This is a genomic window from Bordetella hinzii LMG 13501, assembly GCF_001548475.1.
In the GTDB taxonomy this organism is placed as follows: Bacteria; Pseudomonadota; Gammaproteobacteria; order Burkholderiales; family Burkholderiaceae_B; genus Bordetella; species Bordetella hinzii.
In genome coordinates this window covers 18,774-44,654 of record NZ_LRUJ01000005.1, presented here as the reverse complement: position 1 = coordinate 44,654, position 25,881 = coordinate 18,774, and the positions used below count along the sequence as shown (strand labels likewise).

At 68.5% G+C, this 25,881-nt stretch carries 24 protein-coding genes; 7 read left to right on the top strand and 17 right to left on the bottom strand.

Features of this window, described 5'->3' with window-relative positions:
- Positions 1-37: 37 nt before the first annotated feature.
- Positions 38-442: a hypothetical protein gene (locus AXA74_RS05005; RefSeq protein WP_230586951.1), complete on the bottom strand. Its 405-nt coding sequence runs from the start codon at positions 440-442 to the stop codon at positions 38-40.
- A gap of 143 nt (positions 443-585) precedes the next feature.
- On the opposite strand from AXA74_RS05005, the gene AXA74_RS05000 reads away from it, so the two are divergent.
- Together AXA74_RS05000 and AXA74_RS04995 are read left to right on the top strand one after the other, a co-directional pair.
- Complete coding sequence (locus AXA74_RS05000; RefSeq protein WP_029581564.1) at positions 586-1,236, top strand: OmpA family protein; 651 nt, start codon at positions 586-588, stop codon at positions 1,234-1,236.
- 53 nt (positions 1,237-1,289) lie between these two features.
- On the top strand, positions 1,290-1,613 hold the full coding sequence (locus tag AXA74_RS04995) for a 4a-hydroxytetrahydrobiopterin dehydratase (protein WP_029581563.1): 324 nt from the start codon (positions 1,290-1,292) through the stop codon (positions 1,611-1,613).
- A 6-nt stretch (positions 1,614-1,619) separates the two neighbouring features.
- Here AXA74_RS04995 and AXA74_RS04990 read toward each other — a convergent pair whose 3' ends face one another.
- The 3 genes from AXA74_RS04990 to AXA74_RS04980 all read right to left on the bottom strand — a co-directional run bounded on the left by AXA74_RS04990 (position 1,620) and on the right by AXA74_RS04980 (position 4,207).
- Positions 1,620-2,333 carry a DUF6776 family protein gene (locus tag AXA74_RS04990; protein ID WP_029581562.1) on the bottom strand — a complete coding sequence of 238 codons (714 nt, stop codon included), beginning with the start codon at positions 2,331-2,333 and terminating at the stop codon, positions 1,620-1,622.
- A gap of 150 nt (positions 2,334-2,483) precedes the next feature.
- On the bottom strand, positions 2,484-3,164 hold the full coding sequence (murU, locus tag AXA74_RS04985; protein ID WP_029581561.1) for an N-acetylmuramate alpha-1-phosphate uridylyltransferase MurU: 681 nt from the start codon (positions 3,162-3,164) through the stop codon (positions 2,484-2,486).
- Positions 3,164-4,207 carry an aminoglycoside phosphotransferase family protein gene (locus tag AXA74_RS04980; RefSeq protein WP_029581560.1) on the bottom strand — a complete coding sequence of 348 codons (1,044 nt, stop codon included), beginning with the start codon at positions 4,205-4,207 and terminating at the stop codon, positions 3,164-3,166. Before AXA74_RS04980 ends, murU begins: the two co-directional genes overlap by 1 nt.
- A 173-nt stretch (positions 4,208-4,380) precedes the next feature.
- Between AXA74_RS04980 and AXA74_RS04975 the strand changes: the two genes are divergently transcribed.
- From AXA74_RS04975 to rsmA, 3 genes are read left to right on the top strand one after another with little or no spacing between them, the layout of a single operon-like run.
- Positions 4,381-6,783 (top strand): LPS-assembly protein LptD, encoded by a 2,403-nt coding sequence (locus tag AXA74_RS04975; RefSeq protein ID WP_126623616.1) that lies wholly within the window; start codon positions 4,381-4,383, stop codon positions 6,781-6,783.
- Complete coding sequence (locus AXA74_RS04970; RefSeq protein WP_032979135.1) at positions 6,780-8,315, top strand: peptidylprolyl isomerase; 1,536 nt, start codon at positions 6,780-6,782, stop codon at positions 8,313-8,315. The genes AXA74_RS04975 and AXA74_RS04970 overlap by 4 nt, the downstream gene beginning before the upstream one ends.
- Positions 8,316-8,329: 14 nt before the next feature.
- The gene (rsmA, locus tag AXA74_RS04965; RefSeq protein WP_032963882.1) at positions 8,330-9,118 is read left to right on the top strand and encodes a 16S rRNA (adenine(1518)-N(6)/adenine(1519)-N(6))-dimethyltransferase RsmA; all 789 of its coding nucleotides are present in this window, start codon (positions 8,330-8,332) and stop codon (positions 9,116-9,118) included.
- Here the strand turns inward: rsmA and AXA74_RS04960 are convergent.
- Both AXA74_RS04960 and AXA74_RS04955 read right to left on the bottom strand, forming a co-directional pair.
- Complete coding sequence (locus AXA74_RS04960) at positions 9,115-9,594, bottom strand: thioesterase family protein (protein ID WP_032979134.1); 480 nt, start codon at positions 9,592-9,594, stop codon at positions 9,115-9,117. The genes rsmA and AXA74_RS04960 overlap by 4 nt on opposite strands.
- Before the next feature lie 25 nt (positions 9,595-9,619).
- The gene (locus AXA74_RS04955) at positions 9,620-10,762 is read right to left on the bottom strand and encodes a glycerate kinase (RefSeq protein WP_032979133.1); all 1,143 of its coding nucleotides are present in this window, start codon (positions 10,760-10,762) and stop codon (positions 9,620-9,622) included.
- Positions 10,763-10,860: 98 nt separating this feature from the next.
- On the opposite strand from AXA74_RS04955, the gene pyk reads away from it, so the two are divergent.
- Positions 10,861-12,303, top strand: a complete 1,443-nt coding sequence (gene pyk, locus AXA74_RS04950) for a pyruvate kinase (protein ID WP_032963887.1) — start codon at positions 10,861-10,863, stop codon at positions 12,301-12,303.
- A gap of 1 nt (position 12,304) precedes the next feature.
- Here the strand turns inward: pyk and AXA74_RS04945 are convergent, their stop codons facing one another.
- A complete protein-coding gene (locus AXA74_RS04945) occupies positions 12,305-13,534 on the bottom strand; it encodes a nucleoside recognition domain-containing protein (protein WP_032956998.1) in 1,230 nt (409 codons plus the stop codon).
- Between the two features lie 117 nt (positions 13,535-13,651).
- Between AXA74_RS04945 and AXA74_RS04940 the strand changes: the two genes are divergently transcribed.
- Positions 13,652-15,901 (top strand): acyl-CoA dehydrogenase, encoded by a 2,250-nt coding sequence (locus tag AXA74_RS04940; RefSeq protein WP_080700548.1) that lies wholly within the window; start codon positions 13,652-13,654, stop codon positions 15,899-15,901.
- A 12-nt stretch (positions 15,902-15,913) separates the two neighbouring features.
- On the opposite strand, the gene def is transcribed toward AXA74_RS04940, so the two are convergent.
- The 10 genes from def to glyS form a co-directional block, all read right to left on the bottom strand.
- Positions 15,914-16,447 (bottom strand): peptide deformylase, encoded by a 534-nt coding sequence (def, locus tag AXA74_RS04935; RefSeq protein WP_032956999.1) that lies wholly within the window; start codon positions 16,445-16,447, stop codon positions 15,914-15,916.
- Between the two features lie 6 nt (positions 16,448-16,453).
- Complete coding sequence (gene gloA, locus AXA74_RS04930; RefSeq protein WP_029581550.1) at positions 16,454-16,849, bottom strand: lactoylglutathione lyase; 396 nt, start codon at positions 16,847-16,849, stop codon at positions 16,454-16,456.
- A gap of 142 nt (positions 16,850-16,991) precedes the next feature.
- Positions 16,992-17,957, bottom strand: coding sequence for a Bug family tripartite tricarboxylate transporter substrate binding protein (locus AXA74_RS04925; protein ID WP_032957000.1), 966 nt, complete (start codon positions 17,955-17,957; stop codon positions 16,992-16,994).
- Positions 17,958-18,013: 56 nt separating this feature from the next.
- A complete protein-coding gene (tcuB, locus tag AXA74_RS04920; RefSeq protein ID WP_032957001.1) occupies positions 18,014-19,222 on the bottom strand; it encodes a tricarballylate utilization 4Fe-4S protein TcuB in 1,209 nt (402 codons plus the stop codon).
- Entirely contained in the window at positions 19,209-20,624 is a 1,416-nt protein-coding gene (tcuA, locus tag AXA74_RS04915) for an FAD-dependent tricarballylate dehydrogenase TcuA (protein WP_032957113.1), read from the bottom strand. The genes tcuB and tcuA overlap by 14 nt, the downstream gene beginning before the upstream one ends.
- A 77-nt stretch (positions 20,625-20,701) precedes the next feature.
- On the bottom strand, positions 20,702-21,628 hold the full coding sequence (locus AXA74_RS04910; RefSeq protein WP_029581546.1) for a LysR family transcriptional regulator: 927 nt from the start codon (positions 21,626-21,628) through the stop codon (positions 20,702-20,704).
- A 4-nt stretch (positions 21,629-21,632) separates the two neighbouring features.
- The gene (locus tag AXA74_RS04905) at positions 21,633-22,490 is read right to left on the bottom strand and encodes a M48 family metallopeptidase (RefSeq protein ID WP_029581545.1); all 858 of its coding nucleotides are present in this window, start codon (positions 22,488-22,490) and stop codon (positions 21,633-21,635) included.
- Entirely contained in the window at positions 22,477-23,205 is a 729-nt protein-coding gene (locus AXA74_RS04900) for a lysophospholipid acyltransferase family protein (RefSeq protein WP_032957002.1), read from the bottom strand. The genes AXA74_RS04905 and AXA74_RS04900 overlap by 14 nt, the downstream gene beginning before the upstream one ends.
- Positions 23,206-23,208: 3 nt before the next feature.
- Positions 23,209-23,748, bottom strand: a complete 540-nt coding sequence (gene gmhB / locus AXA74_RS04895) for a D-glycero-beta-D-manno-heptose 1,7-bisphosphate 7-phosphatase (protein ID WP_029581543.1) — start codon at positions 23,746-23,748, stop codon at positions 23,209-23,211.
- The gene (gene glyS / locus AXA74_RS04890; RefSeq protein WP_032957004.1) at positions 23,745-25,880 is read right to left on the bottom strand and encodes a glycine--tRNA ligase subunit beta; all 2,136 of its coding nucleotides are present in this window, start codon (positions 25,878-25,880) and stop codon (positions 23,745-23,747) included. Before glyS ends, gmhB begins: the two co-directional genes overlap by 4 nt.
- Position 25,881: the final 1 nt, after the last annotated feature.

Genomic DNA, 25,881 nt, shown 5'->3' with positions numbered 1-25,881 from the left:
GATCTTACACCCGGGTGGGGGCCCGGCCCACCACGCCTTAGTGCCGCTTGGCGGCCTGCGCGGCCGCCCGCGTGGCCTGGCAGCGCCCGAGCACCCGCCCGTCCTGCCAGGCGGCCGCGGCGACCGGCACATGGAAGGGGTCGCGGCAGACGACATAATGTGTGTCGACGACGTCTTCCAGCAGCGAGCGGCTGCTGCGGCCGGCCATGGCCGTGCCGCCCATGCGGCCCGCGGCGCAGCCATCGCCGTCGCGCTTGACCTGGCAAAACGTGATGTTGATGCGGAAATTGCAGAGATTGCGCAATCGCTGCCCTGTCTGGCCTCCCGGTTCGCTGACCAGGCATTGGTTTACGGCGGCGCCGTAGACGACGCCGCCCGGACGAGCGGCGGACGCCGGCAGGGCCAGGGCGGCCAGGAGGCAAAGCGCGAATCGACGAACCATATGCATGGCGAAGGGTAGTGGCCGGTACCGGAGCGTTATACGCAATTCCCGGGCGGCCGGCTACAAATTGTTGCCGTCCGCCCGCGGCGGATTGTTAGCATGAATTGCCGGCATATGCCGGATTTCCCGTTGTGGAGGTCGTCATGCGAGCAGAACAAATCAGCAAGCGCGTTGCGGTCGTCGGCGTGGTGGGAGCCCTGTTGTTGGCGGGCTGTGCCACGCAACAGCAAACGAACACGGCGGTGGGCACCGGCGCCGGGGCCGCGTTGGGCGCGGGCGTCGGAGCCCTGATCGGCCACGGCACGGGCGCGGCTATCGGCGCCGGCATCGGCGCGGTGGCCGGCGGCCTCATCGGCTACAACTGGAAGACGGTCAAGGAAGACGTCCAGCAGTCCGGCGCCTCGTCGCTGGGCGTGGACGTGGTCGAGATGCCCGACGGCTCGCTGAAGGTGAATATCCCGGGCAATGTGTCCTTCGATACCGGACGCGCCACCCTCAAGCCGGCCTTGCTGCCGGTGCTCGACAGCGTGGCGCGGTCGCTTCAGCAGCATCCCGAACTGCGCGTGAAGGCGGTGGGCCATACCGACAACACCGGCTCGGTGGCCACCAACCAGAAACTCTCGCATGACCGTGCCCAGGCCGTGGCGAGCTATTTGTCGCGCCAGGGCGTGGCCGCTTCGCGCATCATGGTCGAAGGCCGGGCGGCGACCGACCCGATCGGCGACAACAACACCGCCGAAGGGCGCGCGGCCAATCGCCGCGTCGAGGTGTACCTCTATGCCGTGAAGCAGTAGCATGGCGCATGGGTCTGCTCGCCTGGGAGCAGACCCCGCCAGGAGGCTTGGGCATGACTCAACGATATCTGCGCATGGAGCTGTCCGTGGCGCGCGCGGCGCTGCCCGGCTGGCAGGCGCATCCGACGCGGCAGGCGCTGCAAAAGCGCTACCGTTTCGATCACTTCAATGCGGCTTTCGGCTTCATGAGCCGGGTGGCGATGTTCGCCGAGAAGATCGATCACCACCCCGAATGGAGCAACGTCTACAACCGGGTGGATGTCGTCCTGACCACCCACGACGCCGGCGGCGTGACCGAGCTCGATGTGCGCATGGCGCAGTTCATGGACGAAGCGGCCGCGCAGGCCGGGGCGACCGGCCTGGCGATCCCGGCTTGAGCGCCCTCAGTTGGCGCGCCCGCCCTCGCGCACGTAATAGATGCGCATGGCATGTTGGCGCTGCTGGCCGTCCAGCACGCGGATGGTGACCGAGCGCGGGATGAAGCCGTCGGGGGTGGCGAGCTTGCCCACGGCATGATCGTAGCGGGCCAGCGAGAGCGGAATCGCATCGGGGGTGATGCGGTCGCGGCGCCCGTTCGGATAATTGCCTTCGATGAGCAACTCGATGCTGCCCTGGAAGGGCGTGCCGGTGTCGGTGTCGCGCATGATCAGGATCTGGTAGTCCAGCGCGCCGGTTTCGCGCTTGAAGCGCGCCGAGCGCACGCCGATGTCGCCGCCGCGCGGATCGGGCGGCACGGCGTCCTGGAACAGCGCCAGTTCCTGGTTGAGGGCTTCGATGCGGCTGCGGGCCTGGGCCAGGTCGGCGGTCAGCTGCTCATGCGTGGACTTGTTGTTATCCCGCTGGGTGATGGCTTCGTCGAGCTGGCTTTGCAGGCGCTGGCGCTCCACATTGGCGGCGCTCAATTCGGTGTGCAGCTGTTCGGACTGCTCGACGGTCAGGCGCTGCGGACCGTAGTTGGCCTGCAGGAAGAGCACCCCGCCCGCGCCCAGGCCGATGCCGATGAGCAGCAGCACCAGCCAGCGCGGCAGGCGGCGCGAGCGTTTTCCGGGTTGGTAGAGCGAAGGCCTGAATACCGGTTTTTGCGACCGTCCGAACATCCCCATGCGAGCAGAATTCCTATAGCGGGTGTAATGCGCGGGCGCTCAAGCGCCCGCCAGTCAAAACCAAAGAGGATACCGCGAGAGTTTGCCGGGATGTGCCCTGGACAACTCTGGTTTCCTCCGTTGATACCGTGAAACAGCGGGCGGCTAAACCCTCTTGAGCGCCTGGTCGAGCTCGGCCAGGCGCGCGGGCGTGCCAACGTCGGTCCAGCGTCCACGGTAGTGCTGGCCCCGGACCCGGCCCTGGGCCATGGCGGCGCGCAGCAGCGGCGCCAGCGGGGCGGGCGTATCGCGCGCCACGCCGTTGAACAAGGCTGGATCGTAGATGCCGATGCCCGAGAACGTCAAACGCGGCCCTTCGCCGCTGCTGACCCGCCCCTGGGCGTCGAGCACGAAATCGCCTGCCGGATGCTGGGGCGGATTATCCACCAGCAGCAACCAGGCTCCTTCGGCCGGCAGGCCGGCGGCGCTGGCGCGGGCCAGGCCGGGATCCCAGTCGCACCAGATATCGCCGTTGACGACCAGGAAGGGCTGCCCGCCCAGCAGCGGCAGGGCGCGGGCGATGCCGCCCGCGGTCTCCAGCGCCGGAGCCTCGGGCGAGTAGCGCAAGGACAGGCCGAAGGCGCGGCCGTCGCCCAGGGCGGCCTCGATCTGGCCGCCCAGCCAGGCGTGGTTGATGACGACCTCGGTGAAGCCTGCCGCGGCCAGCCGTTCGAGGTGCCAGACGATCAGGGGCTTGCCCGCCACGGGCAACAGGGGCTTGGGAGTGTGGTCCGTGAGGGGGCGCATGCGTTCGCCCCGCCCGGCGGCCAGGATCATGGCGCGCATCAGAAGGTGTACCCCACCTTGACCTCGCGGTCGTCCAGTTGGTCCAGCAGGCGCAGCAGCGGGGTGAAGACGCCGTAGCGCTGGGCCACCTGTCGCACATAGCCATTGACCCGCGGCATGTGCTCCAGGTAGCTGGCCTTTCCGTCGCGGTGGTTCAGGCGGGCGAAGACGCCCAGGATGCGCAGATTGCGCTGCAGGCCCATCCATTCGTAGGCGCGGTGGAACTCGGCGAAATCGCGGTCGACCGGCAGGCCGGCCTGCCGGGCCATTTCCCAATAGCGGATGGCCCAGTCCAGCTGCTGGGGTTCTTCCCAGGTGGTGCGCGCATCCGTGACCAGGGAGGCCAGGTCATAGGTGATGGGACCGGCCAGCGCATCCTGGAAATCGATCACCCCGGGGTTGGGGCCATGGCGGGGATCGTCACAGACCATGAGGTTGGGAGAATGAAAGTCCCGGTGCACGAAGACCGCCGGCTGGCTGCCGTTGCTGGAGGCCAGCAGGGCGAAAATCCGCTCCAGGGCGTTGGCCGTCGCTTCGTCCAGCTTGGCCTGGTGGTGCACGCCCACATACCACTCGGGGAACAGATCCAGCTCGGCGCGCAGGCGCGGCGCGTCATAGGCGGCCAGCCCGGTGGTGGCCGCCGTCTGCAGGCGCACCAGGGCGGCCAGGGCATCGCGGTACAGCGTCTGGAGCGTGGCGTCGTCCAGGCCTTCGCGGATACGCTGGGTATAGTTTTTTTCGCCCAGGTCGCTGAGCAGCAGCAGGCCCTGGGAGGCATCCTGCGCTACGATGGCCGGCACGTTCACGCCGGCTGCCGCCAGCAGGCCGTCCACATGGACAAACGGCCGGATGTCCTCGTGAGGCGCTGGCGCGTCCATCAGGATCAGGCTGCCGGCGGCGGCCTGGAGCCTGAAATAGCGGCGGAAGCTGGCATCGCCGGAAACCGGCGCCAGGGTGGCGGGTTGCAGGCCCAGCTCGGCGGGCAGGGTGGCAAGCCAGGCGTGCAGGGATGCCAGGCGGGAATCGGTCTGGGGGGAGTTCAAGGCGGCCAGTCTCGCGGAAGTGCTCTTTGGGGGGACGGGCGGCACCCGGGCCGGGGCGCCCAACCTCGGGCGATCCCGGAAACCGGGGCGGCGAGGCTTCTCTATAATACCGGGTCGATCCAGCGTCCGCCCGGGGCTGGCAAGTCCTCACAGACACAGGTTGGTTTTTACTCGTGCATATGATCAGGTGGTTGATCCTCTCCGCTCTCAGCGTCGCCGGGGCCGCTCAGGCCCAAGGCAGCCAGGATGTCGCCCCTGCCCAGAAGGGCGGCAAGCCCACGAGCAGCGCCGCCGCCGACTCCGCCCTCGAAATGCCCGGCCTGCGTATCTCCCCGGGTCTGCGGGTGCGCCACTTTCCCGACGAGCAAATCCCGGCCTATATGGAAGCCGACGATATTTCCGGGGATCCATCCTCGGAAATCACGCTCAAGGGCAATGCCCAGGTGCGGCGTGTCGATGGGGTGGTCAAGGGCGACAGCATCCATTACAGCAACGAGACGGGCGACGTGAACGTCAAGGGCAATGCGCGCATCATGCGCGATGCCACGCTGGTGACCGGCCCTTCGGCCCGGCTCAACATGAACACCTACAGCGGCGAGATCGAGAAGCCCAATTTCTGGATCGGCGCCAGCGGCGGGACGGCGCGCGCCGATCATGCCGACATCTTCAGCCGCTCGCAGATGCGCCTGACGCAGGTCACCTACAGCGGCTGCCCTTGCGAGAAGCCTTCCTGGTACATCAAGGCCGACTCGGTCGACCTGGATTTCGACGAGAACGAGGGCGTGGCCCGCAGCGGGGTGCTGTACTTCAAGGACGTGCCCATCCTGGCCTCGCCCTACCTGACTTTCCCGATCCGCAAGGAACGCAAGTCGGGTTTCCTGCTGCCGACCTACGGGTCGTCGAGCAAGACCGGCCTGGATATCTCGGTGCCGTATTACTTCAACCTGGCGCCCAACTATGACGCCACCCTGATCACGCGCTACATGGGCAAGCGCGGCCTGCAGCTCGGCGGCGAGTTCCGCTACCTGGGCAACACCTATGGGGGGTCGGTGTCGGGCACCTACCTGCCCAGCGACCGCGATGCCGGCTTCGACCGCTATATGTACCGCCTGACGCACAGGCAGTACTTCGGCGGCGGCTTCTATGCCGATTGGGATATCAACGGCGTGTCCGACGATAACTATTATCGCGACATGACGACGCTGGGCCTGAACACGGCCTCGACGACCTATCTGCCGCGCCAGGGCCGGGTGGGCTGGTCGTCCAACTACTGGCAGACCTATGTGCAGGTCTACAAATACCGGACGCTGCAGGATCCCGATGCGCCCATCGTGCCGCCTTACGACAAAGAGCCGGAGATCTTCCTGCAGGGCGCCCGCTACGACTGGAACGGCTTCGATGTGCGCATGGACTCGACCGCCGTGCGCTTTCGCCGGCCGCTCTTCCAGGGCAACCGCGTCGGCCAGGAAGGTGACCGCTTGCAAGCCTATCCCACGATCGCCTATCCCATCGTGCGCGCCGGCTGGTACATCACGCCCAAGGTCGGGCTGAACTACACCCAATACCACACCTCCTGGTATGGCAAGGACTGGAACATGCTCGGCAGCACGGCGCCCTATCGCGGCACCGAGTCGCGCACCGTGCCGATTTTCTCGCTGGATGCCGGCATGACGTTCGAGCGGCCCACGACCTTGTTCGGCAAGGAATCCACGCAGACCCTGGAGCCGCGCCTGTACTACCTGCGCGTGCCCTACCGCGATCAGGATACGCTGCCGGTGTATGACACCAGCCTGTCCGATTTCAGTTTCGAGCAGGCTTTCCAGGAGAATATCTACACCGGCGGCTGGGACCGCATTGCCAACGCCAACCAGCTGACCGCCGCGCTCACCACGCGCTGGCTGGACGCCAATACCGGCTTCCAGCGCGTGGCCCTGTCCGTGGCGCAGCGCCTGTACTTCGAAGACCAGCGCGTCACCCTGCCGGGCGAGACGCCGCGCGAAAACGTGCGTTCGGACTTCCTGGTGGGGGCCAGCGCGGCGTTGACCGACACCCTGACCACCGATGTCGCCGCCCAGTACAACCCCTACGACAACAACTGGTCGCGCGGCCTGGTGAGCGCGCGCTGGTCGCCGCAGCGCCAGACCACGGTGGCGGTGGCCTACCGCTACCAGCGTGACCCGATCAACAATATTTCCTATGCGCCGCGGGGCCAGAACCAGGTCACGCTCGCGCTGCAATGGCCGTTCAGCCGGCGCTGGTACGGCGTAGGCCGCATCGACTACGCGATCCATTCCGATCCGGGTTCCGTGGCGGGCGCCACGAACTCGCCGCGCGTCACCCAGGCCATCGCCGGCCTGGAGTACAAGGGCGATTGCTGCTGGACCGGCCGCGTGGTCTTCCAGCGTTATGCCGTGGCGGCCAACGACACCAATACGGCGGTTTTCTTCCAGCTCGAACTGACCGGGCTGGGCGCTTTGGGGACCGATCCCCTCAAGCTGCTCGACAAGAGCATTCCGGGCTATCAGCCGGTTTCGCAGCCTGCCCAGGCAGGCACGACATTTGAAAGGTATGAATGATGCGTAGGTTGCACTCGTCGCGCCGTTTCCGCGGCAGCCTTCTGGCATTGGCCATGGGCCTGGCCCTGCCCCTGGCCCATGCCGCCGACAAACCGGCAGCCGGCAAGCCGGCACCGGCCAAGGCGCCATCGGCCTCCTCGGAGCAGTTTGTCGACGGCATCGCCGCCATCGTCAACAAGGATGTCATCACCATGCGCGAGGTGCGCGAAGGCACCGCGCGCGCCAAGGTGGACCTGCAGCGCCGCGGCATCCAGCTGCCGGATGAGAAAACGCTGCAAAAGCAGGTGCTGCAACGCCTGATCTTCGAGCGCCTGGAGCGCCAGGAGGCTGACCGCCTCGGCATCCGTGTCGACGACAACCAAGTCAACCAGGCCATCAATATGGTGGCCTCGCGCAACAAGATCACCCCGCAGCAATTGCGCGCCGAAGTCGAAAAAAGCGGCGTGAGCTGGGATGAATACCGCAAGTCGCTGCGCGATGAAATCCGCACCGACCGGCTGCGCCAGCGCACCATCGACAATCACATCATCATCACCGATGCCGAGGTCGACGCCTACCTGAAGGACCAGGCGCGCAACCCGGCGCTGCAGGGCGCTCCGGCCGCGCGCGCGCCCGAGCCCCAGCAGGCCCCGCCGCCGCAGGCCACCGGTCCGGTCCAGGTCGCCCTGGCCCAGATCCTGGTGCGCGTGCCCGAGGGCGCCTCGCCCGAGACGGTCGCCAGCCTGCGCAAGAAGGCCGAGGATGTCCTGGCGCGCCTGAAGCGCGGCGATGATTTCGCCAGCGTCGCGGCCGCGGCCTCCGACGGCCCCGAGGCGCTGCAGGGCGGCGTCATGGGCGCCCGCCCGCTGGACGGCTGGCCCGATCTCTTCGTCAAGGCCATCAACGGCGTGGCGGCGGGGCAGGTCAGCGCCATCGTGCAGTCGGGCAATGGTTTCCACATCCTGAAGGTCCTGCAGCGCAGCGACGGGCGCGCGCCCGCGCGTCCGCAGCAGCGTCCGGCGCAGGCGCCTGCGCCCGCTCCCGCGCCCGCCGCCACGCGCGCCCCGCAGGGTCCGGTCCAGGTCACGCAGACCCATGCGCGCCACATCCTCATCAAGACCTCCACGGTCATGAGCGACGAGCAGGCCCGCCAGCGCCTTGAGCAGGTGCGCCAGCGCCTGGTCTCGGGCGGCGCCAAGTTCGAGGACATGGCGCGCCAGTACTCGCAGGATGCCACCGCGCCGCAGGGCGGCGACCTTGGCTGGGTCAACCCGGGCGAGATGGTGCCGTCTTTCGAAGCCGCCATGAACGCCCTGAAGCCGGGCGAGATCAGCCCGCCTGTCGAATCGCCTTTCGGCTGGCATCTGGTCCAGGTGCTGGAGCGCCGCGAGAAGGACGTCACCGACGAGGTCCAGCGCATGCAGGCCCGCCAGGCACTGTTCGAGCGCCGCGCCGGCCCCGCGTTCGAGGATTGGATGGAGCAGCTGCGCGGGCAGGCCTTCATCGACAATCGCCTGGAAAAGCAGGACCGCATCGAGCAGAACAACCGCTAAGCACGGAAGCCGTCATGTCGCAACACCAGGCGCGCAAGCGCTTTGGCCAACACTTTCTTACCGACGAGAGCGTGGTCGAGTCCATCGTGCGGGCCATCGCGCCGGCGCGGGACGACGCCATGGTCGAGATCGGTCCCGGCCTGTCGGCCCTGACCGCTCCGCTGCTGGAGCGGCTCGACAAGCTGTCCGTGGTCGAGATCGACCGCGACCTGGCGGCCCGCTTGCGCAAGAAGTATCCGCCCGAGCGTCTGTCGGTGGTCGAGGCCGACGCGCTGACGGTGGACTTCAGCCAGTTTGGCGCGGGCATGCGGGTGGTCGGAAACCTGCCCTACAACATCTCCAGTCCGCTGCTGTTCCACCTCATGGGCGCGGCTGACCTGGTGCGTGACCAGCATTTCATGTTGCAGCGCGAGGTCATCGACCGAATGGTCGCCGAACCCGGCTCGGCCGACTATGGCCGCCTGTCGGTCATGCTGCAATCGCGCTACCGCATGGAGAAACTCTTTGACGTGCCGCCCGAGGCCTTTGACCCGCCGCCGCGCGTGGTCTCGGCCGTGGTGCGCATGATCCCCTTGGGCGAGAACCGCCCGCGCCCGGCCAGCGGCGCGGCCTTCGAGGCCGTCGTGGCGCGGGCGTTCTCGCAGCGGCGCAAGATGCTGCGCCGTGGCTTGGGCGACTGGGCCGCGCAGGTGCCCTGGGAGGAAGTGGGCGTGCCCCCCACCGCGCGCGCCGAGGAAATCGGCGTGGCGCAGTTCATCCGCCTGACCGATGCCCTGGTGGCCGCGGGGGCCGTCAAGGCCTAGGGGCGCGGCGGCTTGAGCGGCAGGATGCGCCGGTAGCCGGCGGGCAGGGGCTGTCCCGCGTGTTCCTGTGTGATCCGGGCCAGCTGCCCGGCCAGTTCGGCCGGGAAGGGCGTGGCGCGGCGCTGGCGCAGGTCCACGTGCAGCGACAGCTGCTCCATCGTGGCGGCCAGATAGTTCTGCCGGGTCTGCCAGAGTTCCATCAGGCACAGCAGCCGCTTGTCATCGGACGCCAGCAGGCGCAGCCTGAGCATGAGCGGGTCGCCGGCCAGCACTTCGCGCATATAGGCGACCTGGATATTCATCGTGTAGATGCCGCAGCCGGTGGCTTCGGTATAGTCCAGGCCCACGCCGACCTGCCGCAGCAGTTCAAATCCCACGCGGTCGAACACGCCGACATAATGCGCCGCGTTCATATGCCCGTAGGCGTCGATCCAGTCGGGGTCGACCGCCAGCGTGGTCGAGGGCAGGGTGCTCATCGGGATTCCTTTGTCGATTGAAGGGTCACAGCCGGCGCCGCGCCGCGGCCATCCAGAGCTGCATGATGTCGCGCGCGCGCGCGACGAGGTAGTCATCGGCATGCGCGAGCGCCTGGTCCAGGCTGTGCGGGCCCGGCACGAGGCTGAACGCCGCGGTGATGCCGGCGGCGTGCAGCGCCTCGTAACCCTCGCCCAGCGAGCCGGCCAGCGCCACGACGGGCACGCCGGCTTCGCGCGCCAGCCGGGCCACGCCGGCCGGGGTCTTGCCGCGCAAGGTCTGGGCGTCCATGCGGCCCTCGCCGGTGAAGGCCAGCGTGGCGCCCTGCAGGGCTTGCGCCAGGCCGCCCAGCTCGGCCACCAGGGCCACGCCCGGCCGGAAGCGGCCGCGCAAGAACGCATGGGCCGCAAAGCCCAGGCCGCCGGCCGCGCCGGCGCCGGCTGCGTGGCGGTGATCCTGGCCCAGCGTGTGGTGCGCGACATCGGCCAGCCGTGATAGCGCGGCGTCCAGTTGCTCGACCTGCGCCGGGGTGGCGCCCTTTTGCGGCCCGAAGACATGGGCCGCGCCTTGCGGACCGCACAGCGGGTTGTCGACGTCGCAAGCCACCTCGACCTCCAGCCCGGCCAGGCGTGGGTCCAGGCCATCGAGGTCGATGCGCGCCAGCTCGCGCAGGGCGCCGCCGCCCGGCGCGAGCGCCTGGCCCGAGGCATCCAGGAAACGCGCGCCCAGTGCGCGCAGCATGCCGGTGCCGCCGTCGGTGGTCGCCGACCCGCCCAGGCCGAGAATGAGTTTGCGCGCGCCGCTATCCAGCGCGGCCAGGATGAGTTCGCCCACCCCGTGCGTGTCGGCGGCCAGCGCGTCGCGCTCGGCCGGGGCAATGCCCTCCAGCCCGGCGGCCGAGGCCATTTCGATGACAGCCGTCGCGTGGTCCAGCCAGCCCCAGCTCGCCTGGATGGGGCGTCCCAGGGCATCGCGCACGCAAGCCTGGCGGGCCTGGCCGCCCGCGGCGGCCAGGACGGCGTCGACCGTGCCTTCGCCGCCATCGGCCATCGGCACCAGCACCGTGTGCGCGCCAGGGCAGGCCAGCTTGACGCCGCGCTCGATGGCGCGCGCCGCGGCGGCGGCGTCGAGGCTTTCCTTGAACGAATCCGGGGCGATGACGATTTTCACGGCGCGGGCTCCTGTGTCGCGGCAAGCGGCCATGATACCCGCGCGGGCCGGGGCGGCGTACCATAGGGCTTCCTGTGGATTCTTCCTTGAGAGTATTCATGCCTGTATTGCGCCGCACCAAAATTGTCGCCACCCTGGGCCCCGCCAGTTCTTCGCCGCAGATGATCGGCGCCCTGATCGATGCGGGGATGGACGTCGCCCGCCTGAACTTCTCCCACGGCAGCGCCGACGACCACCGCGAGCGCGCCCGCACCATACGCCGGCTGGCCGCCGAGCGCGGCCGGTTTGTCGCCATCATGGGCGATCTGCAGGGCCCGAAGATCCGCATCGCGCGCTTTGCCGACAAGCAGGTCACGCTGCTGGCGGGCCAGGCTTTCACGCTGTCGCGCAGCTATCCCAAGGACGCCGGCAATGCGTCCATCGTGGGCATCGATTTTCCCGAGCTGGTCCACGATTGCCGTCCCGGCGACGAGCTGCTGCTCGACGACGGCCGCATCGTGTTGCAGGTCGATCGGGTCGAGGGCGACGAAGTGCATACCACGGTGGTCGTGGGCGGCGCGCTGTCGAACAACAAAGGCATCAACCGGCGCGGAGGCGGTATCTCCGCGCCCAGCCTGACCGACAAGGACCGCGAGGATATCCGCCTGGCCGCCGAGCTGGCGTTGGACTATGTGGCCGTGTCCTTTCCGCGCTATGGCCATGACATCGACGAGGCGCGCGCCCTGGTGCGCGCCGCCGGCAGCGAGGCCTGGATCATCGCCAAGATCGAACGCGCCGAGGCGGTGGCCGATGACGAGGCGCTGGATTCCCTCATCCGCGCCAGCGACGGCGTGATGGTGGCGCGCGGCGACCTGGGCGTCGAAGTGGGAGACGCCGAACTGGTGGGCATCCAGAAGCGCATCATCCAGCATGCGCGCACCCTGAACAAGGTCGTGATCACCGCCACGCAGATGATGGAGTCCATGATCTCCAGCCCCATGCCCACGCGCGCCGAGGTCTCCGACGTGGCCAATGCGGTGCTGGATTACACGGATGCCGTCATGCTGTCGGCGGAAAGCGCCTCGGGGCAATATCCGGTGCAGGCCGTGCAGGCCATGGCCCGCGTCTGCCTGGGCGCCGAAAAGCACCCGACCACCACGCATTCGCATCATCGCCTGGGCGAGACCTTCACGCGCTGCGATGAGACCATTGCGCTGGCGGCCATGTACGCCGCCAATCATTTCCCCGGGGTGAAGGCCATCATCGCCCTGACCGAGAGCGGCCATACCCCCCTCATCATGTCGCGCATCCGTTCGGGGGTGCCCATTTATTGCTACAGCCCGCATCCGCTGACGCAGAACCGCGCGGCGCTGTTCCGCGGCGTGTATACCGTGCCCTTCGCCCCGGCCGACCATGATCCGGCGGCCTTGAGCGACGCGGCCATCGACGAACTGAAAAAGCGCGGCCGCGTGGCGGCCGGCGATTGGATCATCCTGACCAAGGGGGATTTCTATCGCGACAGCGGCGGCACCAACGGCATGAAGATCCTGCGCGTGGAGTGAGTCAGCCGAAGAACCAGTAGCACACGCCGATCGAGGCCAGCACGCCGGCCAGGTCGGCGATGAGGGCGCAGCCCACGGCGTGGCGCGCCCGCACGATGCCGACCGAGCCGAAATACACCGCCAGCACATAGAACGTGGTTTCGGTGCTGCCCTGCATCACGGCGGCCAGCAGCGCCGGAAAACTATCCACGCCGAAATGCGTCATGGTCTCCAGCATCATGGCGCGCGCCGCGCTGCCGGAAAAAGGCTTGACCAGGGCCGTGGGCAGGGCATCGACGAAGCGTGTGTCCCAGCCCGCCGCGGCGGCCAGCCAGCGGATGCCGTCGAGCAGGAAGTCCAGTGCGCCCGAGGCGCGCAGCACGCCCACGGCGCACAGCATGGCCACCAGATAGGGCAGCAGGTCGCGGGCGATGCCGAAGCCGTCCTTGGCGCCAGCGATGAAGGTCTCGTAGACCGGCACTTTCTTGCAGGCCCCGACCACCAGGAAGGCCAGCAATACGGCGAACAGCGTCAGGTTGCCCAGCAGCGACGATAGGGCCGCGATGGCGCTGGCCGACATGCCGGCCAGCAGCGCCATGAATCCGCCCAGCAGCACGGCCGCGCCGCCCAGCCAGGCGAGCACGACCGGGTCCCAGAGCCTGAGGCGCTGGCAGGCCGCCACGGCGAGCAGGCCCGCCAGGGTGGAGGCGCTGGTGGCCAGCAGGATGGGCAGGAAGACCAGGGTGGGGTCGGGCGCGCCCTGCTGGGCGCGGAACATGAACAGCGTGACCGGCAGCAGCGTCAATGAAGAGGCATTGAGCACCAGGAAGAGAATCTGCGCATTGCTGGCGGTGTCGGGCCGCGGGTTGAGCGATTGCAACTCGCGCATGGCGCGCAGGCCGATAGGCGTGGCGGCATTGTCCAGCCCCAGGCCGTTGGCGGCGAAATTGAGCGTGATCAGGCCGATGGCGGGGTGGTTGCGCGGCACGCCAGGCATCAGTCGGGCGAACAGCGGTCCCAGCAGGCGCGCCAAGGCACCCACCAGGCCGGCGGCTTCGGCAATGCGCAGGAATCCCAGCCACAGGGTCAGCGTGCCGAAAAGCAGCACCATGACTTCGACCGAGATGCGCGCCATCTCGAACAGGCTGGCGACGATGGCGCGGAATACCTCGGCATCGCCCAGGCCTATCCAGCGCACCAGGCCGGCGCCGGCGGCAACCAGGAAGAAGGCCAGCCAGAGTTTGTTCAGCATTGCTCACCAAGGGAGGCGGGGGTGGCGCTATTGTCGCAGACCCATCCCGCCGTGGTTTGTGCCGGGCCCCTCAAACTGGTAACTTGGTTACATAACAATGCCCCGTAGAGGTCAGCCATGAGTCTGAGATCGAGCTTCGCGGATTGGCGCCGCCGGCGCATATCCGAACCCGCCTATCGCTGGGCCCGCGCCGCCCTGCCAGGCCTGTCCGATACCGAACGCGAGGCCATCGAGGCCGGCGATGTCTGGTGGGACGGCGATCTCTTCACTGGCAACCCCGATTGGAACAAACTGCTCGCCGTGCCGGCGGCCACGCTCAGCGACGAAGAACGCCTGTTCATCGAAGGGCCGGTGGCGCGCTTGTGCGCGCTGCTGGACGAATGGGACATCGAATGGAAGCGCCGCGATCTGCCGCCCGAGGTCTGGGACCTGATGCGACGCGAGCGCTTCTTCGGCATGATCATTCCCAAGGAATACGGCGGCCTGGGCTTTTCGCCCTACGCGCATTCCGAGGTCGTGCGGCGGGTGTCGGCGTATTCGATCACGGCCGGCGTCACCATCATGGTGCCCAATTCGCTGGGCCCGGGCGAACTGCTGCTGCAATTCGGCACGCCCGCGCAGCGGGAATTCTGGCTGCCGCGCCTGGCCGACGGCCGCGAGATTCCCTGCTTCGGGCTCACCAGCCCCGAGGCCGGGTCCGATGCCGCCTCCATGACCGATACCGGCGTGGTGTGCCGCCAGGTGGTCGATGGCCGGGATCTGCTGGGCATCCGGCTGAATTGGCACAAGCGCTACATCACGCTGGGGCCGGTGGCCACCGTGCTGGGCCTGGCGTTCAAGTTGCGCGACCCCGAGGGCCTGCTGGGCGGCGCCGAGGACGTGGGCATTTCGGTGGCCCTGGTGCCCACCGATGCGCCGGGCGTGGAGATCGGCCGCCGCCATCTGCCGTCCATGCAGGTCTTCCAGAACGGCCCCAACCAGGGGCGCGACGTCTTCGTGCCCATCGAGGCCCTGATCGGCGGGCCGGCCCGGGCTGGCCAGGGCTGGCAGATGCTGATGAGCGCCCTGGCTGCGGGCCGTGGCATCTCGCTGCCCTCGCTGTCGGCCGCCGGCGCCGTCATGAGCGCCCACACCACCGGCATGTATGCGCGCGTGCGGCGCCAGTTCGGCATCCCCGTGGGCCGTTTCGAGGGCGTGCAGGAAAAACTCGCCCGCCTGGCCGGCCATGCCTATCTGGTCGAGGCGGCGCGCCGCCTGACCTGCGCGGCGCTCAACCAGGGCCATAAACCGGCCGTGGTGTCGGCCATCATGAAATACCACGCCACCGAGCGGCTGCGCCTGTCGGTCAACGATGCCATGGACGTGCATGGCGGCAAGGCCGTGATCGACGGGCCGCGCAACTATCTGGGGGCGCTTTACCGCGCCCTGCCCATCGCGATCACCGTGGAGGGGGCCAACATCCTCACCCGCTGCCTCATCGTCTTCGGCCAGGGGGCCATCCGCGCCCATCCCTATCTGATGCGCGAGGTCATGGCCCTGGGCGAAACCGACCAGGCGCGCGGGCAAGAGCAATTCGAGCAGGCCTTCTGGCAGCACATGCGCCATAGCGGCATGACGGTCCTGCGCGCCTGGGGGCGCGCCTGGACGGGCGGGCTGTTCGCGCCGGCGCCGCCGGCCGGCGCGGTCAGCCGCCATTACCGCCGGCTCAGCCGCTATTCGGCCGGCTTCGCCCTCTTGGCGGACGCCGCCATGGCGCTGCTGGGCGGGGCGCTCAAACGGCGCGAGATGCTGTCCGCCCGCCTGGGTGACATCCTGTCCGAGCTTTATCTCCTGTCGGCCCTGCTCAAGCGCTGGGAAGATGAGGGGCGCTGCCATGCCGACCTGCCATTGGTGGCCTGGGGCATGGAGGAGGGCAGCCTGCGCATCGAGCAGGCCATGGACCAGGTCTTGTCCAATCTGCCCAACCGGGCAGCGGCCATGGCCTTGCGCGCCCTCATCCTGCCCATGCGGCTGGCGCGCGGGCCCAGCGATGCGCTCACACGCGAGTGCGCCAATCTCCTGCTCGAGCCCTCGGCCACGCGCGACCGGCTGACGGCCGACCTGCAGCGCGGCGGCGGCGACGACGCCATCGGCAAGCTGGAGGAGGCTTTTGCGCGCGTCAGCGCCCTGGGCCCCTTGCGGGACCGGCTGCGGCGCGAGGGGGTCAAGGATTGGCGCGAGGCCCACAAGGGCGGCGCCATCAGCGATGCGGTGGCCGAACAGATCCTCGCCGCCGAGGCCGCCGTGGCGGAGATTGTCGCGGTGGACGACTTCGCGCCCGAAACCCTCACCGGTGAGCCGGAAAGCCCGGCGCGCCGTCCGCTCTAACAGCGGGCAGGTTCAATCGTCCTGGTTGGGATCCATCTCGGGAAAGAGGATCTCGGTGTAGCCGAACTGGGAGAAGTCGCGGATGCGCGAGGGGTAGAGGCGGCCGATCAGGTGGTCGCACTCGTGCTGCACCACGCGCGCATGGAAGTCGCTGGCTTCGCGGTCGATCGCCCGGCCGTCCGGGTCCATGCCCTGGTAGCGGATATGGCGGTAGCGCGGCACCAGGCCGCGCAGGCCGGGCACCGACAGGCAGCCTTCCCATCCCTCGTCCATCTCGTCAGACAGCGGCGTGATGACCGGATTGCACAGCACGGTCTGCGGCACGGCCGGCGCGTCCGGATAGCGGGGGTTGCGCTCGAAACCGAAGATCACCAGCTGCAGGTCCACGCCGATCTGCGGCGCGGCCAGCCCCACGCCGTTGGCGTGGATCATGGTCTCGAACATGTCTTCGATCAGCTGCCCGAGGGCCGGGCTGCCGAAGTCCTCGACTGGCGCGGCCACGCGCAACAGGCGCGGATCGCCCATTTTCAGGATGGGATGGATCATGGCGTATCAGTCCGCGCGGCCTTTTTTCTGGATGAACTCGATCTTGTAGCCGTCGGGATCTTCGACGAAGGCGATGACGGTGGTGCCGTGCTTCATGGGACCGGCTTCGCGCGTGACCTTGCCGCCCTTGGCCTTGACCTTGTCACAGGCTTCGTAGGCGTTGTCGACTTCGAGGGCGATGTGGCCGTAGCCGGTGCCCAGGTCGTATTTGTCGGTGTCCCAGTTGTGGGTCAGTTCGATGACGGCGCCTTCGGCTTCGTCCTGGTAGCCGACGAAGGCCAGCGTGAAGCGGCCGTCCGGATAGTCTTTCTGGCGCAGCAGGCGCATGCCCAGGACATTGGTGTAGAAGTCCAGCGATTTTTCGAGATTGCCGACGCGCAGCATGGTGTGCAGGAGACGCATTGCTCTGTCCTCAATGATGTTGTCGCCGCGTCCCGGGCGGGGCCCCAGGACGCGGTGTTCAGGCCACCATCGTAACAAAACGGCCGCGGCGCCGTCGGGCGGAGAATCCCTTTCGTCCGAAGGGAGGGGCGGCGCGATAGGTCTATAGCGAGGCGCCGGAATCGCGGACGGCGACGGCCCAGGTCGAGACTTCGGTCTGGATGAAACGGCCGAAGGCCTCGCCGTTCAACTGGGCCGCGCGCGCACCCTCTTCGGCCAGGCGTTGTTTGACTTCGGGCGATTGCAGGGCGCGGCTGAATGCGTCGTTCAGCGTGGCGATGACGGCCGGCGGCGTGCCGGCCGGGGCGACGATGCCGTGCCAGGAGAGCGCGGAAAAACCGGGCAGGCCGGATTCGGCCATGGTCGGCAGCTGGGGCAGGGCGGACGAGCGTTCCGGCGAGGTGACGGCCAGGGCCTTGAGGCTGCCGGCCTTGATGTGGGGCAGTGCGCCGGGGATGGTGGTGAACATGAAGTCCACCTGTCCGCCCAGCAGGTCGGACAGTGCCGGACTGCCGCCCTTGTACGGCACGTGGGTGAATTCCAGCTTGGCCTGGCTACGGTACATCTCGCCCGCCAGATGGCCGGGGGTGCCGGCCCCGGCCGAGGCCATGTTGAGGCTGCCGCCCTGTGCGCGCAGCAGGGAGGTCAGGGCGGCCACGTTGTCGACGCCGAGGTCTTTGCGCACGACCAGCACATTGGGCACGGTGGCCAGCAGGGTGACGGGCGCGAAATCCTTGACGGCGTCGTAGCTGATCTTGGGATAGAGGGAAGGGTTGATGCCATGCGTGCTGGCCGTGGCCAGCAGCAGTGTATAGCCGTCGGGCGTGGCGCTGGCGACAGTCTTGGCGGCGATGCTGCCATTGGCGCCGCCTTTGTTTTCCACCACGATGGTTTGCTTGAGCGTCTTGCCTGCCTCGGCGGCCACGGTGCGCGCCAGGATATCGGAGGTGCCGCCGGCCGAGTGCGGCACGATGAGCGAAATTGGGCGTCCCGGAAAGGTCTGGGCCTGGGCCAGGCCGGTAGCCAGCACGAGGGTACAGGCCGTCTGGAGCAATGAGCGCAATGACATGGAAAGTCTCCTGGTATTTATTTGTGCGAAAGCGGGCGCCGCGGCAGGGCCCGGGGTCAGTCCGAACCCAGTCCCAGGGTGTTGGGCTGGCGCTTCTCGATAGCGGACTTGAGCAGGGCGGCGCTGCGGAAGATGCCGTGGGCGAATTTGCCGTAGGGCAGGGTCAGGAACAGCGCCATCACCACGCCCAGGTGCACCGCCAGCAGCAGCCCCATCCAGGAGGTGTCGCGCAGGGCGAGCAGCAGCAGTCCGGTCAGGCTGGTGAAGAACAGCAGGGCGATGAAGCCGCGGTCCATCGGGCGTTGCCGGGTGTCGCCTTGGCGCGGATCGCGCTTGAGGTTGAGCCAGAACAGGCCGGCCGGGCCGATCAGCAGCCCGACGCCGCCCGCCGTGCCCAGGAGCACGGGCAGGCTGAAGAAGGGGTAGGGAGCGTGCCAGTCCAGCAGATAGTGGTAGAGCGTGGCCACCGAGGTGGCCGCGAAGCATAGCATGAAGCCGTAGAAGGTGAAATGATGGAAACGGCGGCGGGCCAGGGTGAAGGCGTCGTCGGCTTCGTTGCAGCCCTTGCCGTGGCCGCCGTCGAGGTATTTGAGCCGCAAGGCGTTGTGCGCCGCTTCGGCCACGGCCGGGCCGCTGGCCGCGCCCGGGCTGACATCGCGCCAGAAGCGGGTCACGCCCAGGGCCAGGGCGAGCACGGCGAATCCGAACACCACGCCGAACATCAGCGCCAGGGTGTTGTGCGGGAAGATGGCGTAGAAATTGCCGGCCAGGGGCGTGTGCAGCCAGCCGCCATTGATGCTGACCACCAGCGCCAGGAAAAGCGCCAGCGTGGCGGCCACGGCCAGCGACAGGGTGAGCCCATTGCGCTGGTACAGCTTGCCCAGGGCCTGGGGCCAGGCATAGTCGGTATAGGTCTGCATGCGCACCCGGGCCATGGCCTGCGGCACGTTCACGCCGAATTCGTGCGGCGGCGCGTATTGGCAAGCGTGCAGGCAGGCGCCACAGTTGTGGCAGAGATTGGCCAGGTAGTTGACGTCGCCCTTGTCGAACTCCAGGCGCCGGGTCATGGCGGGAAAGACCGCACAGAAGCCTTCGCAATAGCGGCAGGCATTGCAGATCTGCATGATGCGCGCGACTTCGTTCTCGTCTTCGCTCATCCGCGCGCCGGCCGTGCTGGCATTTGCGACGAATTTCATGGGCTGGCCCCGCGAGGGGGCGGCGCCGGCCAGTTCGGCCTGGCGGGCCAGTGGTTCAAGCTGCTTCACGTTGGGCTCCGTTCTTGCCTTGGGCGCGCGCGGCCGCGGCCGCGCGGGTGCCGGCGATGCGGCCGAAGGCCGTGCCGATGGACATGCCGACGCCGGCCGTATAGCCCTTGCCCAGCACATTGCCGGCCATCATCTCGCCGGCCACGAAAAGGTTGTCGCTGGGGATGCCGCCAAACCGCACGGCGGCGGTCTCGTCGACCTTCAGGCCTAGGTAGGTGAAAGTGATGCCCGGACGCAGCGCATAGCCGTAGAAGGGCCCCGTGTCGATGGGACGCGCCCAGTGGGTCTTGGCGGGCGTCAGGCCTTCGGTATGGCAGTCATCCAGCCGGGTGTGGTCGAAGCTGCCCACGCGGCAGGCGCGGTTGTAGTCTTCGATGGTCTGCACGAAGCGGGCGGGATCGAGCTCCAGCTTGGCGGCCAGTTCGGCCAGCGAGTCGGCGCGCACGCCCGGGAACACCGGCGGCATGAAGCGGCCCACCGCCTTGGCGTCGATGATGGAGTAGGCGATCTGCCCGGGCTGCATGGCGACCAGGCGGCCCCAGATGGCGTAGCGCTTGGGCCAGAAGTCTTCGCCTTCGTCGTAGAAGCGCTCGGCGTCGCGGTTGAGCACCACGCCCAGCGACACGCAATCGATGCGGGTGCAGATCCCGCCGTCATAGAGCGGCGCGCGCGCGTCGATGGCCACGCAATGGGATTGCGAAGGATCGCCGATGATGTCGGCGCCCGCCTCCATCATGAACTTCAGCAGCACGCCCTGGTTGAAGCGCGTGCCCCGGATCAGGAAGTTGTCGGCCGGCCACTCGCCGCGTTCGTTCTGGCCCCAGGCCTCGCGCATCCATTCCAGATTGGATTCGAAGCCGCCGGCGGCCAGCACGCAGCTGCGGGCCTCGATGCGCTCCTGGCCGATGCGGGCGGCGACGAAATGGCCATCGGCCAGTTCCAGCGAATCGACCGGCGCGTTGTAGCGGATCTGCACGCCCAGGGCTTCGGCGCTGCGATAGTAGGCATTGACCAGCGCCTTGCCGCCGCCCATGAAGAAGGCATTGGTGCGCGCCACATGCAGCGCGCCGGATAGCGGCGGCTGGAAGTTCACGCCGTGGCTGCGCATCCAGTCCCGACAGGAGGACGATGCGCGGATGACCAGGCGGGCCAGTTTTTCGTCGGTGATGCCGCCGGTGACCTTGAGCAGATCCTGCCAGTATTCTTCTTCGGGGTAGGCGTCGACCAGCACATCCTGGGGCGCGTCGTGCATGCAGCGCAGGTTGCGGGTGTGCTGAGAGTTGCCGCCGCGCCATTCGCGCGGCGCGGCCTCCAGCAGCAGCACGCTGGCGCCGGCCTCCCTGGCCATCAGGGCCGCGCACAGGGCGGCGTTGCCGCCGCCGATCACGAGTACGTCTATCATGTCGTCGTCCATCATTCGATGGGCCGACTATAGGGACCTGCGCCTGCCCCCGCCAGAAGGCGGGGAGCAATGCCTCTTCACGATTTGTGAAGGGTTGCGCCCGGCCAGGCGCCGGCGCGGACCAGCTCGGAGGCGGTCTGGGCCAGCAGCACCCTGACCGCCAGGGCGGCCGGGGACAGTTCATCGTCGGACAGGCTCACCAGGAGATTGCTGCGCGCCAGTTGGCGGTCGCGGATTTGCCGCGTGGCCAGGGTGGGGCCGCGCAGGCGCACGGTGGCCGCGCCGGGCTGGATGGTGGCGCCCAGGCCCGCCTCGACCAATTCCATCAGCACGTCCAGACCGTCGATTTCGGCGACCAGGTTGGGCCTGTCATTGAGGCGGGCAAAGCCGTTGTTGACCAGCACGCGCAGGCCGTGGCTGTCGCTGGGCAAAAGGAGCGGCAGGCCGGCCAGGTCGCGCAGGCGGACGGGGCCGGCCGGCGGCAGGCCCGGCATGTCCTCGCGCGCGATCAAGAACAGGCGCTCGTCGAGCAGGGGCATGACGCTCCAGCGCCGCGCCGTTTCGGTGTGGAACACGATGGCCAGGTCCAGCTGGCGGGCATTGAGCATGGTGGACAAATGGCCCGACAGGCTTTCGACCAGCCGCAGGCGCACGTCCGGATAACGCTCGCGCATGGCGCGCATGAAGGGCAGGGCCAGCACCGAGGCCGTGGTCTGCGCCAGGCCGATGCTCACATGGCCGCTCAGGCGCGATTCGCGCGCGGCTTTCACGGCGTCGTCGGCGTGCCGCAGGGACAGTTGCGCCTGGCGCAGGAAGGCCAGGCCGGCGTCGGTCAGCACCACGCCGGTCGAGGTCCGGGTCAGCAGGCGCGTGCTCAGCTCGCTTTCCAGGCGGCTGATCTGTTGGCTCAAGGCCGAGGTGACCACGCCCAGCTCGGTCGCCGCGCGCCCCAGGCTGCCGCATTCGACCACCTTGGCGAAGTAGCGCAGCTGGCGCAGTTCCATGGCGTCAGAACCTGGGCAGCATGGCCGGATCGTGGCGCCGCAGGACTTTCTTGGCCGCTTCGAAACCGGGCAGGATGTGGCCGACTTCGGCCCAGAAATCCTGGCTGTGGTTCATTTCGCGCAGATGCGCGAGCTCATGGGCGATGACGTAGTCGATGATGTCGGGGCTGAAGTGGATCAGGCGCCAGTTCAGCATGATGTTGCCGTCGCTGGTGCAGGAGCCCCAGCGCGTGGCGGCCGAGGACAGGCGCCAGCGCCGGATCTTCAGGCCCGTGCGCTCGAGGAAGTGCGCCAGGCGTTCGCCGAAGAGCGCGCCGGCGCGCTGTTGCAGCCAGGCCTGGGCGGCGTCGCGGATGCGCGCCGCCTCGGCGTCGGCCGGCAGGGGCAGCCAGAGCGTGGCGCCGTCGGCCGGCGCGGCGGCATCGCCCTCGAGGTGGGCCTGGCGCCGGTCGGCGGCCAGGCCGATGACGATGCGCCGGCCCAGGTAGGGCAGTTCGCCACCGGCTTGCCAGCGCGTCTGCGCCAGCGCCAATTGTTCGCGGCGGGTATGCCAGTCGCGCAGCTTGGCGAGTATCCAGCGGGCCTTTTCGCGCACGGCCTCGTCGATCTGCCCGAGCGTGACCCAATTGGGCGCGGTCACCCGCAGGCCGTCGTCGGCCACGACAAAGCCGATGCTGCGGCGCCGCGAGCGCAGCAGCACGAAACCTATCCGCTGCTGCTCGGTCTGCACCTCGCGCCAGCGGCCGCCTGCCGGCAGCGGGTCGGGGCAGGGTGTGGGGATGGAGGCCAGGGGCGCGCCGGTCGGGGCCTCTTGGGAGGGCCCGGCATCGAACAGGAATTCGAGCTGGTCAGCGCTGGCCATACCTTTCTGGATTGAGTGTCCGCATTTCCGCGTCGATCCATGCGTGGACCTTGGCGTTGAGTTCGTCGGGGGTGAGTCCCTGCGATTCTATCGCGGGCCCGATGGACACGGTGACCAGGCCGGGCTGCTTGACGAAGGCATTGCGGCGCCAGCATTCGCCGGCGTTCAGGGCCACGGGCACCACCGGCGCGCCGGTGCGCGAGGCCAGCAGCGCGCCGCCCATCTTGAAGCGGCCCATCTGGCCCGGCGCGACCCGCGTGCCTTCCGGAAACAGCAGCGGCCAGCGGCCGTCTTGCAGGCATTTACCCCCCTCGCGCACCACTTGCTCGAAGGCGTCGCGGCCCTTGGCGCGGTCGATGGGAATCATGCGCAGCAGGGCCAGGCCCCAGCCAAAGAAAGGCACCCAGTGCAGCGACTTCTTGTAGACAAAGCAGACCGGGCGCGGCATATGCGCCGGAAAGAACAGGGTTTCCCAGGCCGACTGATGCTTGGACAGCAGCACCACGGGCTGGTCGGACAGGTTTTCCCAGCCCTTGACCTGCCAGCGGATGCCGCAGAAGACCTTGGCGCCCCAGATGGCCAGGCGTGGCCAGCCCACGGTGAGCCTGTAGCGCAGGCGCAGGGGCAGCGGCGCCCACAGGATGCAGGCAAAGGCGTAGGGGATGACCGTGACGGCCAGGAAGACCATGTAGAGAAAAGAGCGCAGCCAGGCCATGCCTTATTCGTCCTGCAGAAGGAGATCGGCCACTTCGGCCAGGTTGGCGCAGACACGTGTGCCGGGAGGCAGATTGCCCTTGGCTCGGGTCTTTTCGCCGTTGCCCGTAAGCACCAGCCAGGGCGCGCAGCCGGCCGCGGCGGCGGCTTGCAGGTCGCGCAGCGAATCGCCCACGGCCGGCACGCCGGCCAGGTCGGCGTCCAGGCGCTGGGCGATGTCGTGCATCATGCCCGGCAGGGGCTTGCGGCAGCCGCAGCCATCGTCAGGCCCATGGGGGCACAGGAAGATGGCTTCGATGCTGCCGCCCAGGGCGGCCAGCTCGCGGCGCATCTTGATGTGGATGGCGTTGAGCGTGTCCATGTCGAACAGGCCGCGCGCCAGCCCCGACTGGTTGGTGGCCACGACCACCGTCCAGCCGGATTGCGTCAGCCGGGCGATGGCCTCCAGGCTGCCGGGCAGCGGGATCCATTCGTCAGGGGTCTTGACGAAGGCGTCGCTGTCGCGGTTGATGACCCCGTCGCGATCCAGGATGATGAGTTTCACTGCGCCAGCCTGGAGATGTCCGCGACCTGGTTCATCAGGCCGTGCAATTGCTTGAGCAGGGCGAGGCGGTTGGCGCGCAGCGCTGCGTCCTCGGCCATCACCATGACGTCCGCGAAGAAGGCATCGACCGGTCCGCGGGCCTGCGCCAGGGTGCGCAGGTTGGCGGCGAAGTCGCCGGCGGCCAGCTGCGCGCCGGCCTGCGGCCCCAGGCGGGCGATGGTGTCGGCCAGGGCTTTTTCCGCCGGGTCGGCCAGGCGCGCGGCGTCGACCTCCCCGATGTCGCCTTCGGCCTTCTTGAGCAGATTGCCGATACGCTTGTTGGCCGCCGCGAGGCTGGCGGCCTCGGGCATCTGGCCGAAGGCGGTCACGGCGCGCACGCGCTCGGCCACCTGGTGCAGGGGCGGCGTCAGGGCGATCACGGCCTCGACGGCATTGCGGTCGTGTTCGGTGATCAGTTGGTTGCGGTAGCGTTCATAGATGAAGGCCTGCACCTCGGGCAGCGTGCTGGCGGGCACTTTACCGGCCGGGAAGCTGGCTTCGGCCAGGCTCAGCAGGCCGGTCAAGGACAGCGGGCCGTCCTCGCTGGTCTTGAGCCAGCCGCCGGCGGCCAGCTGCTCGAAGGCGCTGATCAGGCCGAGGGCGGCGCGGCGCAGGCCGAAGGGGTCGCGCTCGCCGGTGGGCGCCAGGCCGATGGCCCAGATACCGACGAGGGTTTCGGCGCGTTCGGCCAGGAACAGCACGGCGGCGGTCAGCGTCTCGGCGCTGACCGGGCTGTCGTAGCGGTTGCGGTACTGGGTGCGCAGCGCCTCGACCACGTCGGCCGGCTCGCCGTCGCCGGCCGCATAGTAGGCGCCCATGATGCCCTGCAGCTCAGGGAACTCGCCCACCATGTTCGAGCCCAGGTCGGCCTTGGCCAGCAAGGCCGCGCGGTCGCTGGCCGACACATCGGCGCCCAGCGCCTCGGCCACGCCGCGCGCGATGGCGCGTACGCGGTCCACGCGCTCGAGCTGGGTGCCCAGCTTGTTGTGATACACGATGCTGCCCAACTGCTCGACGCGGGCGGCCAGCGGCATCTTGCGGTCGGTCTCGAAGAAGAATTGCGCGTCGGCCAGGCGCGGGCGCACGACGCGCTGGTTGCCTTCGACGATGTTCACCGGGTTGGCGGTCTGCATATTGCTGACGATCAGGAAACGATGCGTGAGCTTGCCGGTGGCCGGGTCGAAGAGCGGGAAGTACTTCTGGTTCAGGCGCATGGTGAGGATCAGGCATTCCTGCGGCACTTGCAGGAATTGTTCCTCGAACTGGCCCACGTAGACGGTGGGATGCTCGACCAGGGCGGTGACTTCGTCCAGCAGCGCGGCCACTTCCGGGTCATCGCCCAGGGTGGCCGACAGCCTGGCGGCCTCGGCCTGCAGCTGCTTTTCGATATCGGCGCGCCGCTTCTCGAACGAAGCGACGACGCGCGCTTGCGCCAGGGTGGGCTCGTAGGCGTCGGCCTGGGCGATGACCACGTCGCCCTCGCTCATGAAGCGGTGGCCCAGCGTATTGCGGCCGGCCTGCAGGCCCAGGGCCGAGACGGGCACGATGTCGGCGCCGAACAGCGCCACCAGGCGATGGGCGGGCCGCACGAACTTCACGGTGCTCACGCCATCGGCCAGTTGATAGCGCATGACCTTGGGGATGGGCAGGCCGTCGATGGCGCTGTCCAGGCCTTCCTGCAGGCCGGCGGCCAGCTGGGCGCCGGGCGCGGTGCCGCGGGCGACCAGGTATTCCTGCTTGCCATCGGACTCGCGTTCCAGGCGGGCGGGGTCCAGGTGCTCCAGGCCCTTGGCGGCCAGTTTCTTGAGCAGCGCGGGCGTGGCCTTGCCGTCTTCGGTCAGGCCGATCTTGGCGGGCATGAGTTTTTCGGCGTAGGCCTGGTCGGGGGCCTGCGCCAGCACGGCGGACAGGCGCACGGCCAGGCGGCGCGGCGTGGCGTAGGCGGTGGCCTGGCAGCCTTGGGCCAGCAGGCCCAGGCGGTCCAGCGTCGCGCGCACGCCTTCGGCGAAGGACTGTCCCAGGCGGTTCAGGGCCTTGGGCGGCAGTTCCTCGGTCAGCAGTTCAACCAGCAGGGGGCGGATAGTGGTGGTCATG